This window comes from Thiomicrorhabdus sp. 6S3-12 (assembly GCF_017571475.1).
GTDB lineage: Bacteria > Pseudomonadota > Gammaproteobacteria > Thiomicrospirales > Thiomicrospiraceae > Thiomicrorhabdus.
This window is the reverse complement of the sequence record NZ_JAGETW010000002.1, coordinates 182,172-197,391: the sequence shown is the minus strand read 5'-3', so window position 1 is coordinate 197,391 and position 15,220 is coordinate 182,172. Positions and strand designations below refer to the sequence as shown.

General features: G+C 47.2%; 13 protein-coding genes. 6 read left to right on the top strand and 7 right to left on the bottom strand.

Features of this window, described 5'->3' with window-relative positions; translation table 11 throughout:
- Positions 1–28: 28 nt before the first annotated feature.
- Entirely contained in the window at positions 29–1,291 is a 1,263-nt protein-coding gene (gene ftsA / locus J3999_RS03905; protein ID WP_243755293.1) for a cell division protein FtsA, read from the top strand.
- A 363-nt stretch (positions 1,292–1,654) separates the two neighbouring features.
- Complete coding sequence (lpxC, locus tag J3999_RS03900; protein ID WP_173284334.1) at positions 1,655–2,560, top strand: UDP-3-O-acyl-N-acetylglucosamine deacetylase; 906 nt, start codon at positions 1,655–1,657, stop codon at positions 2,558–2,560.
- Between the two features lie 23 nt (positions 2,561–2,583).
- Here lpxC and J3999_RS03895 read toward each other — a convergent pair whose 3' ends face one another.
- Positions 2,584–3,021: a DciA family protein gene (locus J3999_RS03895; protein WP_208126655.1), complete on the bottom strand. Its 438-nt coding sequence runs from the start codon at positions 3,019–3,021 to the stop codon at positions 2,584–2,586.
- A 202-nt stretch (positions 3,022–3,223) separates the two neighbouring features.
- Between J3999_RS03895 and secA the strand changes: the two genes are divergently transcribed.
- Positions 3,224–5,974, top strand: coding sequence for a preprotein translocase subunit SecA (gene secA / locus J3999_RS03890; RefSeq protein ID WP_208126654.1), 2,751 nt, complete (start codon positions 3,224–3,226; stop codon positions 5,972–5,974).
- Positions 5,975–6,110: 136 nt separating this feature from the next.
- The gene (gene argJ, locus J3999_RS03885) at positions 6,111–7,325 is read left to right on the top strand and encodes a bifunctional glutamate N-acetyltransferase/amino-acid acetyltransferase ArgJ (protein WP_208126653.1); all 1,215 of its coding nucleotides are present in this window, start codon (positions 6,111–6,113) and stop codon (positions 7,323–7,325) included.
- A gap of 343 nt (positions 7,326–7,668) precedes the next feature.
- Here argJ and hisC read toward each other — a convergent pair whose 3' ends face one another.
- Complete coding sequence (gene hisC / locus J3999_RS03880; protein WP_208126652.1) at positions 7,669–8,727, bottom strand: histidinol-phosphate transaminase; 1,059 nt, start codon at positions 8,725–8,727, stop codon at positions 7,669–7,671.
- Positions 8,728–8,823: 96 nt separating this feature from the next.
- Between hisC and J3999_RS03875 the strand changes: the two genes are divergently transcribed.
- Positions 8,824–9,762, top strand: a complete 939-nt coding sequence (locus J3999_RS03875) for a Nudix family hydrolase (RefSeq protein ID WP_208126651.1) — start codon at positions 8,824–8,826, stop codon at positions 9,760–9,762.
- An 82-nt stretch (positions 9,763–9,844) separates the two neighbouring features.
- A complete protein-coding gene (locus tag J3999_RS03870) occupies positions 9,845–10,147 on the top strand; it encodes a hypothetical protein (protein WP_208126650.1) in 303 nt (100 codons plus the stop codon).
- 10 nt (positions 10,148–10,157) lie between these two features.
- Here the strand turns inward: J3999_RS03870 and J3999_RS03865 are convergent, their stop codons facing one another.
- The 5 genes from J3999_RS03865 to J3999_RS03845 all read right to left on the bottom strand — a co-directional run bounded on the left by J3999_RS03865 (position 10,158) and on the right by J3999_RS03845 (position 15,054).
- On the bottom strand, positions 10,158–10,451 hold the full coding sequence (locus tag J3999_RS03865; RefSeq protein WP_208126649.1) for a hypothetical protein: 294 nt from the start codon (positions 10,449–10,451) through the stop codon (positions 10,158–10,160).
- 100 nt (positions 10,452–10,551) lie between these two features.
- Positions 10,552–10,959, bottom strand: coding sequence for a GFA family protein (locus tag J3999_RS03860; RefSeq protein ID WP_208126648.1), 408 nt, complete (start codon positions 10,957–10,959; stop codon positions 10,552–10,554).
- Positions 10,960–11,015: 56 nt separating this feature from the next.
- Positions 11,016–11,855, bottom strand: a complete 840-nt coding sequence (locus tag J3999_RS03855; protein WP_208126647.1) for a hypothetical protein — start codon at positions 11,853–11,855, stop codon at positions 11,016–11,018.
- A 70-nt stretch (positions 11,856–11,925) separates the two neighbouring features.
- Positions 11,926–14,202 carry a P-loop NTPase fold protein gene (locus tag J3999_RS03850; protein ID WP_208126646.1) on the bottom strand — a complete coding sequence of 759 codons (2,277 nt, stop codon included), beginning with the start codon at positions 14,200–14,202 and terminating at the stop codon, positions 11,926–11,928.
- Between the two features lie 72 nt (positions 14,203–14,274).
- Positions 14,275–15,054 carry an SDR family NAD(P)-dependent oxidoreductase gene (locus J3999_RS03845; RefSeq protein ID WP_243755292.1) on the bottom strand — a complete coding sequence of 260 codons (780 nt, stop codon included), beginning with the start codon at positions 15,052–15,054 and terminating at the stop codon, positions 14,275–14,277.
- Positions 15,055–15,220 lie beyond the last annotated feature (166 nt).

Sequence of the window (15,220 nt, the reverse complement as noted above, 5' to 3'; positions counted from 1 at the left end):
GCAGGGTGGAGTGGCACGGATGGCGAACATGCAAAGTAGTCCAAATATTATTGTCGGTTTAGATATCGGAACCTCAAAAATCAAGGCGGTGATCGGGGAACTTTCTCCAGGCCAGATTGAAGTTCGCGGATACAGTATTGTTCCGACTAAAGGACTGCGAAACGGTGTGGTGATTAATATCGAGGAAACCAAACGCTCGATTAAAACCGCGATTGAAGAAGCCGAAGATTTTGCTGGTTGTGAAGTGGATTCCGCTTATATTGGGATTACCGGCGGCCACATCAAGAGCATCAACTCGCACGGTGTCGTGACCATTAATAACGAAGTTTCGCCGGAAGATGTTCAGCGCGTGACCGATCAGGCGCATGCCGGTAAATATTCGCCGTCCGAAGAGCGTATGCTGCATGTTCTGCCGCAGGAATTCACCCTGGATATGCAGGAAGGCATTCTTGAACCGGTCGGTATGGCCGGCAAGCGCCTTGAGGTCAAAACGCACATTATTACCGCCAGCCAGAGCGCGGTACGTAATATCGAAAAATGCGTCCATTCCGCCGGACTGCACGACAGTACGCCGGTACTGGCGCAGTTAGCGGCCAGTGAAGCGGTTCTCAGCGAAGACGAAAAAGAGCTGGGCGTCTGTGTCGTCGATATTGGTGGCGGAACCACGGATATTACGGTTTATCGCAATGGCTCTATGCAATATACGGCGGTTCTGCCGATTGCCGGTAACTATGTCACCAACGATGTGGCCATCGCTTTCAACACCCCGACCGACTCGGCGGAAAAAATCAAAGTTCAGTACGGCTGCGCCATGCCGAGCCTGATTAAGGAAGATTTCAAATTCGACGTTCAGCGCGTCGGCGAACGCGAGCCTTTTGCCTTAAGTCAGCGCCTGTTGTCCGAAGTGATTCGTCCGCGTATGGAAGAGATTTATGAAAGCGTCGAAGCGCGTCTTAAGCAAGACGGCTTTTCCAAGGAGATGTTCGGCGCCGGAATCGTGATTACCGGCGGTTCCTCAATGATTTTCGGCAGCGTGCCTTTGGCGGAAGAAATTTTTGATATGCCGGTGCGCATCGGTTTGCCGAAAAGCGATTACCTGAGCGGTGGTCTGGTCAACGAGATCAACCACTCCGAACTTTCGACGGCAATCGGTCTGTTACTGTATGCGCAGCAGAATTTCGATCTGGATCATCCCGGCTACGAATTCACCGTTGAAGACCACGAAAGTTTTCTGGAAAGAACAACCGACCGATTCCGTCGTTTCAAAAACTGGTTATCTTCCAGCTTCTAATCCGGTTTCAGTTTCTCAAATCGTCAAATTGAAAAGCGGCTGTAACCCTCCTGTCATTCTTTGACGAATTATGCGGCTTTTCCAGATAGTTTTATTAACGATTTCTCAATCGCCTCTGCTTTATGCTTTAGCAGAGGTCAACTTATGATAATATTCCTCTTTGCTTAAATATAAGCCTGCCTGACAACAAGCAGATTTTGATAATTACCAATATACCAAGCAGGATTAAACTTCGGATGAGCGCAGAAGCGTTCTTATGTATTCTGTCCCAGAAGTAAAGCGTTGTTGAATAAAAACGCTTGGGCGGAAGGTTTAATCAAGCGCAGTTTGACTGCGCCTACAAATGAATAAACGAGTTTGACATTGAATCAAAGAACCTTAGTAAATTCGATTAAGGCGAAGGGCATCGGGCTACATACTGGACACGAGTCGGTCATGACTTTGCGCCCTGCGCCGGTGGATACCGGAATCGTTTTCCGCCGAATCGATGTGGATCCGGTCGTGGAATTCAAAGTGTCGCCGCAGATTGTCGGTGAAACCACTTTGTGTACCACGATCGTCAATGAACAATTGAAAATCGCTACGATTGAACACCTGATGTCCGCACTGGCCGGCGTCGGAATCGATAACGTCTATATTGATATCAGTTCGGATGAAGTTCCGATTATGGACGGCAGTTCGTCGCATTTCGTGTTCCTGTTGCAGGCCGCCGGTATTCAGCTACAGGACGCTCCGAAACGTTTTGTGCGTATTCTTAAGCCGGTTCGCGTCGAAAACGATCAGGGCGGTTGGGCGGAATTCGTTCCTTATGACGGTTATCGCCTGAACTTCTCAATCGCTTTCTCGCATCCGGCCTTTGAAAATACCGCGGAAAAAATGACGCTGGAATTTTCTGCGACAGCCTATTTCAAAGAAGTGTCGCGTGCGCGTACTTTCGGGTTTATGAAAGATATGGATATGCTGCGTGCCAAGAACCTTGGATTGGGTGCGAGCCTGAAAAATGCAATCGGTCTTGGCGATGAAGGCGTTGTCAACGCCGAAGGTCTGCGCGACAAGGATGAGTTTGTCCGCCACAAGATTCTGGATGCGGTCGGTGATCTTTATATGCTTGGTCATCCGGTGATCGGCGAGTTCAACGCCCACAAGTCGGGACACGCACTGAATAACCAGTTGATTCGTGCCTTGCTTGAACAGCCGGATGCGTTTGAACTGGTCGAGTATGAAGGCTCGAATCCTCCGGTCAGCTACTCTTCCAGTCTGGTCGTTTAAGCTTTAAGACAAAACCCCGGTAGTCATTGATTATCGGGGTTTTTTGCTCTTTGGCTGAGCTTCAACAGCGCCTGACTCAGTTCCGGGGATTCCACTTCCTGACTCAATTGACGCATTCTCTGAGCATCCAACTCGCTCGGGTGACTGCTCACATTCCGTTTTTTGGCAGGGGGCTCTTGTTGCGGCAAGATGCTGACTTTGACCCGATTTAACTCCAGATGCGGAAAATCCTGCTGGAAACTCCCGAGAATCGACGGTTCGTAGAAACGCAGCTGTGTCGCCCAGATGGACGCATCAAGCTGCAAAACCAGCGTCCGTTCTTCAAAACTGACGCCGACTAAATGTGCCTGCAATTCGCCCGGTAAATGGTCACGACCGGTTTCCAGAAGCAGCTGAAAAAACTGGGCGCTTTCCAATAAGTTTTTTAAATTACCTTGCGCTTGAGTTAGTAAAGGTTTCACTCGGTGCTTATCTTTGATTGTGCTAGAATATCCGCTTCATTTTACCGCATAATTTCGGCAAAATAGATGAGCAAAAAGGTTTATCTGCAGTTTAACGGAATGACAGCTATTGAAAAGTCATCCGTCAGGCATTAGATAAAACGGGAAGTCACTCAGAATTCAACTAATTGAAAAGCAAGAAACAATCGGAATTGATTAACCAATGGCGTTTAATATCTTCAAGAAAATCTTTGGTAGCCGCAACGAACGACTGCTGAAACAGTATCGAAAAATTGTGCAGCAAATTAATGCTTTAGAACCGGGGCTGGAAGCACTCAGTGACGAAAAACTGAAAGCAAAAACCGAAGCGTTCAAAGCGGCTCTGGAAAACGGAAAAACTCTTGACGATATTCTACCGGAAGCGTTTGCGGTGGTTCGTGAAGCCGGTAAGCGTGTCTTCGGTATGCGCCATTACGATGTGCAGATGGTCGGTGGGATTACCCTGCATCAGGGCAAAATCGCCGAGATGCGCACCGGTGAAGGGAAAACGCTGGTCGCGACTCTGCCGGCCTATTTGAACGCCCTGAGCGGAAAAGGCGTTCACATCATCACCGTAAACGATTACCTGGCCAAGCGTGACGCCGAATGGATGGGGCAGCTTTTCGGATTTCTGGGACTGAGCACCGGTGTTGTCGTATCGGGTCAGAGCCAGCAGGAAAAGCAGATGGCCTATGCAATGGACATCACCTACGGAACCAATAACGAATTCGGTTTCGATTATCTGCGCGACAATATGGCGATCTTTGCCGAAGAGCGTGTTATGCGCGATCAGCACTTTGCCGTTATCGATGAAGTGGATTCGATTCTGATCGATGAAGCGCGTACGCCGTTGATTATTTCCGGCCCGGCCGAGGACAAAGCGGAACTGTATCAGAAGATCAATCCGCTGGTTGCGCATCTGGAACAAGGTGAAGAAGATCCTGAGACCAAAGAGACAACCGGCGATTTTATTATTGACGCCAAATCGCGTCAGGTATTCCTGACCGACGACGGTCACGCCAAGGTCGAACAGATGCTGGTTGACGTCGAGCTTCTCGGGGAAGAAGACTCTCTGTACGATGCCACCAATATCGGTCTGATGATTCACATCAATGCCGCTTTGCGCGCGCACCTGTTATTCGAGAAAGATCGCGACTATATCGTCGAAGACGGTCAGGTGGTGATCATCGATGAATTTACCGGTCGTAAAATGCAGGGACGTCGCTGGAGCGAAGGTCTGCATCAGGCTATGGAAGCCAAAGAGGGTGTGAAAATCCAGCAGGAGAGTCAGACTTTCGCTTCGATCACTTTCCAGAACCTGTTCCGACAGTATGCAAAACTTTCCGGTATGACCGGTACCGCCGATACCGAAGCGGGCGAATTCCTGTCGACCTATAATCTTGAAGTTGTGGTCATTCCGCCGAACAAGACGCCGCAGCGTCAAGATCTGTCGGATCTGGTCTTCCTGGATATGGATGGCAAGTTCGCTGCGATCGTCGAAGATATTCGCGAGACCACCAAAACCGGTCAGCCGATTCTGGTCGGGACGGCGTCGATTGAGATGTCGGAACTGCTGTCGCGTTTGTTGACGCAGGAAAAAATCAAACACAGCGTTCTGAATGCTAAACACCACGAACAGGAAGCAAGCATTATCGCCGATGCAGGTCGTCCGGGCGCCGTTACCATCGCAACCAATATGGCCGGTCGTGGTACCGATATCGTATTGGGTGGTAACCTTGAGATGGAACTTGAAGAGCTAGGGGAAAATGCCAGCGAAGAGAAGATTGCTCAAGTTAAAGCCGAATGGCAGGAACGCCACAATAAAGTATTGGAACTTGGCGGTCTGAAAGTGATCGGTTCCGAACGTCATGAATCGCGTCGTATCGATAACCAGCTGCGTGGTCGTTCAGGTCGTCAGGGGGATGTCGGTGTTACCCGTTTCTATCTGTCTCTGGATGATGATCTGATGCGTCGTTTTGCTTCCGATCGTGTTAAAGGAATGATGAAACGCCTTGGTATGACGTCAAATGAAGCGATCGAGCATAAAATGGTTACCAAGTCGATCGAACGTGCTCAGAAGCAGGTTGAACGTATGCATCAGGACGAGCGTGCCAACCTGTTGAAGTTCGACGATATCGCCAACGAACAGCGTAAAGTGGTGTACACCCAGCGTAACGAGTTGATGTCGTCCGACGCCGAAGAGGTTACCGATGTACTGGATGGCCTTCGCGAACAGGTGGTTGAACAGATCGTTGCAACCTACGTGCCTCCTGGTTCTCTGCACGAACAGTGGGATATTCCGAATCTGGAAAAAGCGTTGCACGAAGAGCTGGGTACGGAGCTGCCTATCGAACAGTGGCTTGAAGAAGACAAGAACCTGTATGAAGAGACGCTGATCGAAAAAATCGTTACCGAGCTTAAAGAGCGTTATCAGGAGAAGATGGCTGTGGTTGATGAAGACACTCGCCATCATTTCGAGAAAGAAGTTTTGCTGCGTACCATCGATAAGCAATGGCGCGCGCATCTGGCGGAGATGGATTATCTGCGTCGCGGTATTCACCTGCGCGGCTATGCACAGAAAGATCCTTTCCAGGAATACCGTCGCGAGTCGGGCGAACTTTTCAAAGGCTTCCTGTATGAAGTGACTCTGGAAACCGTTAAGATCCTGTCTCTGGTTCAGATCGGCGGTCAGCAGGATGTTGCCGAATATGAAGAGCAGGCGCATCAGCCTGAGCATCTGGAAGCGACGCATCCAGCCGCTGCGGGCATTGCCGATGCAATGAACAACGCGATGGAGCAGGAAACGGCCGAAGCGTCCGAAGACGAGAACGGCGAAAGCACTTTCCGTCGCGATACGCCGAAGGTCGGCCGTAATGATCCTTGTCCTTGTGGCTCGGGCAAAAAATATAAACAGTGCTGCGGAAAATTAAGCTAAGATAGCGCTTAAACCGCGACAAACAGCCCACTGACGAGTCTTCGCAGATTTCTCTCAGTGGGTTTTTTAATTGGTCATTCACAATGGGCGCGTTCCAAGTCGCGCCTTAAAACGATTTCAAGTTGAAGGAATTATCATGAGTTCTCAACAGGTATTGAACATTCATCCGGTCGCCGGTGTTTATCTGGGTACGACCGCCGCTAAAATCAAGAAAAACGGTAAGTCGGATCTGGTGGTTATCGAACTGGCCGCAGGCACGCTGACGGCGGCGACTTTTACCCAAAATGCATTTTGTGCGGCTCCGGTCACGGTCGCCAAAGAAAATCTTGCCAAGAGTGCTCCGCGCGCTCTGGTGATTAACGCCGGAAACGCCAATGCCGGAACCGGCGAGCAGGGGATGCGTGATGCATTGGAAACCTGTGCGCTGGTGGCCAAGGAGTTGGGCTGTTCGTCTGAAGAGGTTCTTCCGTTTTCGACCGGTGTCATCGGTGAAAATCTGCCGATGGCAAAGTTCGAGGCGGGGATTCCGGATGCCATGGCGAACCTGAAGATTGACGGCTGGAAAGAGGCCGGGCACGCGATTATGACTACCGATCTGGTGCCTAAAATGGTCAGCCGCGTGATCGATATTAACGGTGCCAGTGTGACCTTGACCGGGATGGCCAAAGGTTCGGGTATGATTCACCCGAATATGGCGACCATGCTCGGCTTTGTCGCGACAGATGCGAAAATTTCGCAGGAATGTCTGCACAAAGCGCTGAGCGATGCGGTCAATGTCAGCTTTAACCGCATTACCGTCGACGGCGATACTTCGACTAATGACGCCTGTACGCTGAGCGCGACGCAGCAAGCCGATATGGAAGAGATCACCGATCCGAATACGCTGAATTATCATGTGTTTGCCGAAGCGGTGAGTGAAATCATGACCGAACTGGCGCAGATGATTGTCCGTGACGGTGAAGGGGCGACCAAGTTTGTTTCGGTGATTGTCGAAGAAGCCAAAACGCAAGAAGAAGCTCTGAAAGTTGCGCATGCAGTAGCGCTATCTCCGCTGGTCAAAACTGCGCTGTTTGCTTCGGACCCGAACTGGGGACGTATCCTGGCGGCAGTCGGGCGTGCCGGCGTTGAAGATCTGGATATTAACGCTCTGGAGATTTATCTGGGCGACGTTTGTATCGTCAGAAACGGCGGTCGTGCGGAAGAGTATACCGAGGCGCAAGGACAGGCGGTGATGGATAAAACCGATATCGACATCACCATCTGGTTGAATCGCGGTCCGGTGTATGAAACGGTGTGGACCACGGACTTCTCATACGACTATGTGAAGATCAATGCCGAGTATCGTTCTTAATATTTTCGTTTTTAACCTTTGTACCGCAATTCAGCGGATTTGATATTTTCTTTCGATCTTTTCTTCCTTTCTTGCTTGTCCAAGAAAGGAAGCGAAAGAAAGACACCCCTGATCCATTCATTAAGAGTGACGAGCACTTAATTTTGCGCGGCTTTAACTTGCTCGCTATGCGAGCTTCGAACAGTCACCGCCGCTCATGCAAAATTTTCGTTAAGTCACTGTAAAATTCATTTCAAAGGGGCCCATTGGCGTTTGCGGTAGGTCTTTGTGAATAAAGTAAAAAAGGGAGCCGGTTTTAAACCTGGCTCCCTTTTTTTATTGCTTGAATACTGGTTGAGAAAGATTAACCGATAATCTCTTTCAAGGCTGCAATCAAGGCATCGTTTTCGGCATCGGTGCCGATGGTAATACGCAGGTATTGGTCGATACGCGGTTTATTGAAGTAGCGTACGATAATCTTGCGTTCGCGCAGAGCCAGTGCGATCTCTTCGGCATCCTTGTTCGGATGGCTGGCAAAGATAAAATTCGCCGCCGACGGGATCACTTTAAAGCCCATTCCGCTCATGGCCGACACCAGCGTTTCACGCGTATTGATAATCTTCTGGCAAGCATCCTGGAAATATTCTTCATCGGCAAAAGAAGCGCTTGCGCCGTACAGCGCCAGACGGTCGATCGGATAGGAGTTAAAGCTGTTTTTAACGCGCTCCAGCGCTTCGATCAGATGCGCCTGTCCAATGGCAAAGCCGACACGAATTCCGGCCAGAGAACGCGATTTGGATAGCGTCTGGATAACCAGCAGGTTAGGGTGCTCATTAACCAGCGCGATTGCGCTTTCGCCGCCGAAATCGATATAGGCTTCATCCACCACGACAACTCGGTTCGGGTGCATCTCCAGCAGCTGCTTAATGACATCCAGAGCCAAAAGGCGGCCGGTCGGTGCGTTCGGATTCGGGAAAATAATCCCGCCGCAATCGCGCTGATAATCTTCGGCAACGATCTCGAAATCGTCATTCAGCGGAATGGTTTCGTAATCGATATCGTACAGCCCGCAATACACCGGATAAAAACTGTAAGTGATATCCGGATAAAGCAGCGGCGCGTCCTGTTTTAGCAAGCCTTGAAAGCAGTGCGCCAGCACTTCATCGGAGCCGTTACCGACAAACACCTGATCGGTCTGCATGCCGTGGTAGTCGGCAATCGCCTGTTTCAGCAGATCGGAATTCGGATCCGGGTACAGACGCAGCTTTTCGTTGGTCTGCTCGTTAATTGCCGCCAAAACCATCGGAGAAGGAGGGTAAGGATTCTCGTTGGTATTCAGTTTAATCAGGTTATCGACCTTAGGCTGTTCACCGGGAACATAAGGGGTGAGGCTGTGGACCAGCTGACTCCAGTATTGACTCATAAAATTCGGCTTTCGTTATGTTGGAAATGCTGCTTATTTTAGCCGAAAAAAATGCCTTACAATAGCGCTAGACAAAATGAATGGGATCTTAGTTCAATGCAAAAAACGTTTCTGGATATTGCCGTCGGTGTTCTGCGCTGTGAAAACGAAATCTGTCTAAGCTTACGGCAGAAGCATCAAAGCCATGCCGACCACTGGGAATTCCCTGGCGGCAAGGTCGAAGCCGGCGAGTCGATTGAACAAGCCATACAGCGTGAATTCATTGAAGAGCTCGGCGTTGAGACCGATAACTGGGAACCGCTGATCGAGATTCCGTGGCACTATGAAAAGGTTTCCGTTCGTTTGCATGTCTATCAGAGCTACGACTTTGACGGCACGCCGCACGGAAAAGAGGGGCAGAAGGTGCGCTGGTTTAATCAAACGGAGCTGAAAGCACTGACATTCCCTGAGGCTAATCACGGCATACTGACCGCTCTGGAACTGGGCGACCGTTATGCGATCAGCGGCAAGTTTTCCGATGCCGAGGATTTCTCTAGCAAACTGGCTAAAGTCTTGAAAGACGGCATTAAATTGATTCAACTGCGCGCCAAAGGGCTGGACGAAGCGCAAGTGCTAAAACTGGCGCAGGAAAATATCGACGCGGTTCATCAGGCGGGCGCGAAACTGATGCTTAACGGCACGCCGGAAATGCTGGCACAGACTCAGGCGGACGGCATTCAACTGGCTTCCAACCAACTGTTTGCTTACGATGAGCGCCCGATTGCAAAAGACAAGCTACTCGGTGCATCGACGCATAATACTGATGAGATCAAACAGGCTCTGAAAATCGGTGCCGATTTTATTCTGCTCTCGCCGGTGCTGCCGACCGCGACCCATCCGGATATGGAAGCGCTCGGCTGGGATGCCTTCCGGGAAATGGTTAAAGCCATTCCGGTGCCGGTGTTTGCTTTGGGCGGGATGAAAACCGAACTGTTAAATTCGGCAAAGCAAAACGGCGCTCAAGGCATCGCCGCGATTTCCGAGTTTTGGAAATAAGCTGTTGGCGTTATTGGCGACGCATTTGATTGCAAACGGAATTAGAAAAAAATAAAGTTAATAAAGAACGGAATATTAAAAGATGACAAACGAAAATCTACATGAAATTGCGACCGAAGCTGTTGCCACTTTCTTGAAATTAAATACACAAGCCGTGGTAAGCGCGGGGGCTTTTAAAGACAAACCGGATATGTGTACCATCGACTGTGCGCTTTCAAAGAAACGTATCGTTCTGGGTTTTAATTCACTCGCAACACCACAGGCGATACATCTTGTGGTCGGAAGTTCCGAGACGGGTAATGTTGATGATGAGTACAAGTTCAATCCGCAAGAATTCACTGCGGACGACATTTTAAAACTGATGGAAGCGCATTTTACTGCTTAATGAGGTTTGTTTATTTGGATGGGGCGGGTTGATCGGCTGGCTTGTTGCGATAAGCGATAATCATGGCAACGATAATGAAATCCAGCACCGCAGTGACCAGCAAGCCCAGTATCGATTGCACTTCGAAATACTTCTCGGTATAAACATACAGGCCCAGATTGGCAAAGCCGAATAACAGCCAGGTCGAAAGGCTGACGCCGACCGCCGAGCGAACGACCGCAAGCCGCACAAGCTGAATAAAGGTCGCGGTCGGCAGTATCACCGCCGGAATCCATCCGGCTATGTCAGTCACTAATTCATTCAAATCCGTAATCCTTTTCTATTGAGCTCCGTTGCAACGGCTTGCCTCAATGAGTGTTTTCTTGCTAATCGCTATTGAAGCCTGTTTCATGATTCATGGCGATTTACTCTTCATTGGGCAAACGCTGATATTTTGGTACCGTTTCCAACGCTTCGTCCCAGTTAGCCTTACTTGAAATAAATAAATGCCCATCAGGTCGTTTGTCCAATGTGCAATCCAAACTTCCCGCGGGAACGACCAGAAGCCTTCCTTCCATTTGTACATTGGGAACTGCAGAGCCACATGTCATACAGAATGCTTTGATATGATTGGATTTCTTTACTTGAAATACTCGTACATTATTTTCGCCCTTTATCCATTCAAGTTTAGCTGTTGATGAAAACAAATTGGCAGCATGTGCAGAGCCCGTATCTTTCTGGCAGTACCGACAATGGCATAAATAGAAACTCTCAAATTCTCCTTCAACTTTGAATTGAACCGCTCCACACAAGCAGGATCCCGAATATTCCACTCTAATAAATCTCCAAAAAAAACAGTTTAGCCTGAAGTCTCCGAATCCGGCTAGCGCTACTTTGAAAAAGCTAAGCTGTATTTAGTGTTTGGCACTACAAAGCGTTTGTCGCCGATCTGTAAAACACTACTGCTACCCAAGCCACTGTATAAAATTCTAGCCTCATATGTTTTTTGAGATTTTTCTTTTAGTATTTCATTAACAAATAATTGGTAATCTTTATCAAACTGAACAATAGCAGTATCACTACGCACACCAATTAATCTCATAGTTTGGTCTAAAACATTACCTTGAAATTTACCAATAGCAATAGGAATTAAGTAGATAACAAATACGAAAATGAGCTGAACTTTCTTTTTAGATTTTTTTTGAGACTCAGTATCATCTTCTGATGTATTTAATGAGTTATAGAAAAGGTAGCAAATAGCAATTAAAAATACAGAGCTAGCTAAACCCAAGAATACTTCTGGATCATTGTTGTAGCTAAGAAAGATAAAATATAGACCAATAAAGCCAATGAATGCTATGCCTAGGCTATCACTAGTTAAAGGAGGAAATTTAAACTCTTCTGGTTGACGTGTACTTCGTTTTATTTTTAGCCATAGTTTATATATTTCGAGTACAGCGAATTGTCCGACCCGCCAGAAGGGAGTTAATAACACAGCCGTACAAAATAAAACCAAAACAACAATAGAGTAAGATAAGCCAAAGCTCAGTGCTACAGCAATAAAAAGTAACCCATCACCAATTGTTAGTCCACTTGGGTAATAACCAACTTTTCCTGAATATATGATAATGATTAAAGCCCCAACGCCTATTCCAAGTTGCAAGGCAACTTTAAGTATCTTAGGGATAATTTCTAACTGCTTTTCTAAGTTTTGATAATTGCTGCTCAACTCATACTCCTTGTAGCACTAACGCAGCGCAGCGGAAAACCAGTCCGACAACATGCGCTTGTTAGATTCTTTACCAATCATCCGTGATTCCCCTCTCCCTTTTCTCTATTGCTTTTTGGAATGCATCCAAGGCTTCTCTTGCATCGGGATCAAGTTTGCCTTCATCAACTTCTCTTAACTTTTCTTGGATTGGTGCAATTTCCAAAAAGTTTTCAATATTCTCTAGTTTAATGTATGTAGTAATCTTAACCACGTAATCACCCATACCCTGAGATGATGACTTTCCTACAAAGCTTTTCAATAAAGAGATGCAGCCTTCAGCTGTTTGGATCTGAAGTTTTAACCAGTCAATAACCTTATTTTCATCACCCCAGCGCTTCCATCTATACAAAAAGGAAATCAAATGCTCGTGAGAAAGCAATTCATCAGAATTACTTTCCGACATTTCGTCAAGCTTTCTAACAAATTCTTGTTTAAGTAATTCAAACTCTTCATCTCGCAGTATTTGGTCTGCATCCGACTTTTCTCTTCGATTTTCCTCACCTTGTAATATATGCTCTACAATAGAAATACCACTTGATGCCTTGAAGCTTTCAAGCAATAGTTTTCCTCTCTCTTCCGCATCATCAATGCGACGAAGAAACCAAACAACAAGTCTTACAGCATGTGTGTTAGAGCTAAACATGGTGAAGCCAATTGATTCATGATCGACTTGATCCCCAATATCTAAAATCCCTTTTATGTAAGAGCGTCCGTTTTCTAGCGGAATTTCGTCTGTAAATGATTCAAATTGCGCAAGCGCATTTTTCAAAATTTCACGTTCTTTTAGAGAGAGAATAAATGAAGAAAACCCCGCAGAATCCGCCGTTAGACTAAGCATTTCCTGTAGGTCTGAATTTGAGAGTTCACCGCTCGGAATTGAGAATTGGAAATATTTGTCAAAATTAGAAGGATGGCAAACACGCATTTCTCTCAGCCATGTACTGGCAAATTCACCATTATAGTGCATGCCACCTAGAGCCCACTCAATAGTTGGGAATAGTTGCTCAACCATCTCCTTAACGGACTCTCGCTTATTTGAGGTGGCTTTATCCAAAATTCTATTGATTAAGGCAGCTGTAGCATCCTCTCTTCCTACATATCTACCTGATCCGTTTTTGGTAAAGATTTCTTTTGAGCGGGCAATTTCCTTATAAATATCAGGCTCAAAAACTCTTAGGCACTCAATAGCTATCAGATCTACGGGGTTGACCTCAAAAGCGCTTTTCCCTTTAAGCAAAGTGAAATGGAAAGATAATGTGGACGTGAATCTGTAGACGCTTCGCAAATTATCAAAATAAGCGCTCAATGAACCATGAAATAGATTACCCCAACGGCCAGAGTCAAACATCTTGGTAGCTGATGCATCTTGTTCGATAATTTTGTCTAGCTTATTAAACAATAGGCTGTGAAGACGTGTAGTTTCAATCTGAGGAATATCAAAAGGAACCTGAATAATTTTTTCTAAGTAATCTCGACCTTGTTGCGCTCCATCATTCAATTTATCCTCTACCAAATCCCTCTGAAATAAAAGAAGGAACACCACATTTGGAAATTCTAGGTTTGCTTTTATAAGTTGAAAAACCATCCTTAATTGAGATGAAGTTAATCTATCTAAGTCATCCATTACAACAATAAAAGGGGCTTTTCTTTTTCGAAGCAATCCTGATAGCTCTCGCCTTATATCGCTCAAACTCTGTTCTTTTTCTTTTGCTGTTGCTTCAACATTTCCAGTCAATTTATCAAGAAATGTTTTCCCCCATTTTAATGCTGCTGCCCAACTAGCTAAAACAAGCAATATGGAAGTGCTAGCACCCTTAACCCACGCATCATCGGAAAAATTCCCACCAACGCCTATGAGTGTGGCAAGCACAAAGAGTGTAGGTAGAGCCGTCGAGAGACCCGTGACGACCGTTTCACCTGTATTTAAATACCGTCCATACTTTTTTAGAGTTGCCGCTAGTTTCTTTCCTGACTTGCTTCTGTCTGTACGACCAACAGATTTTGATATCTCCTGGAAAAATGAAGCAGTTATTTTTTCTTGGGCAGCCCATTCCCATGGAGAAAACTCTATGACATCTGGTTTGTCTTCGGAAATTTCTTCCAATCGTGATAGAGCCATATTTTTAATTGAAGACTTCCCTGACCCCCAATCGCCGTGTAATGCGACGACCAGACTATCCTTTCCATGCCAACTAGCCATAGCATTTGCTAAGTCAGTGGAAAATCCTGACCGACACAACAAATCTTCTTCTACTCTTGTTATGGGTCTATCGGAAGAAAATCCGTGTAAATCTTTTGGTTCCATATGAAATCTCTGACGCGAATCTAACTATTATTAGATATCCTAAATAATACTTATTGCGTGTGTCAATTGACTTCAATTCAGTTCTTGATGCAAATGATAGGGGCTTCTTTGCGCGGTCGGCATCATATCGACTTTCTGGATATTCACATGGGCTGGTGCATTTAAAATGTAGACGATCATATCGGCGACGTCTTCGGCCAGTAGCGGCTGAAAGCCCTGATAAACCGAATCGGCCTTGTCTCGGTCGCCGTGAAAGCGCACTTCGGAGAATTCGGTATTGGCCGCGCCGGGGGCGAGGGTGCAGACGCGGATGCCGGTGCCGGTCAGATCGATATTCATAGCCTGCCCCAGCGTATGCACCGCCGATTTGGTGGCGCAATAGACATTGCCGTTGAGATAGGTGGTGTTGCCGGCCATAGAGCCGATATTGATAATATGTCCCTGATTGCGTTCCTGCATTTTCGGCAGCACGGTGCGGCTGACATACAGCAAGCCTTTGAGGTTGGTGTCGATCATCTTTTCCCAGTCTTCCAGATCGCCGTCGACAATCGACCCCAGCCCAGAAGCCAGCCCGGCATTGTTAATCAGAATATCCACCGGCGTTTGCTGCATGATTTTTTCCAGCTCGCTTTTTACCCCATCATACTTTCTGACATCCAAAGCGAGGGTCTGAATGGTCAGTTCCGGGTACTGTTGGCTTAACTCTTCTGACAAGGCTTGAAGGCGTTCTTCTCTGCGTCCAAGAAGGATCAGATTGACTTGCATTTCGGCCAGTGCGTGTGCGGTCGCCAGTCCGAAGCCGGAGGTTGCGCCGGTAATCAGAGCGGTTTTGTTTTGAATGCGGTTTTTCATGCGTCGGTTTCTTTAGTCGATTTGTGTAATGGGTTTTCTGTGCGTATTACTGAATTATCGATAGCTGTCGCCATCTTGCAAGTCCGTTGCGGGTGGTGGTTGGGTTAGGGTGAGAAATAAAAAAGCCTCCGGCAGATATCCTGCGGAGGCGAACTTAGCGAAAACT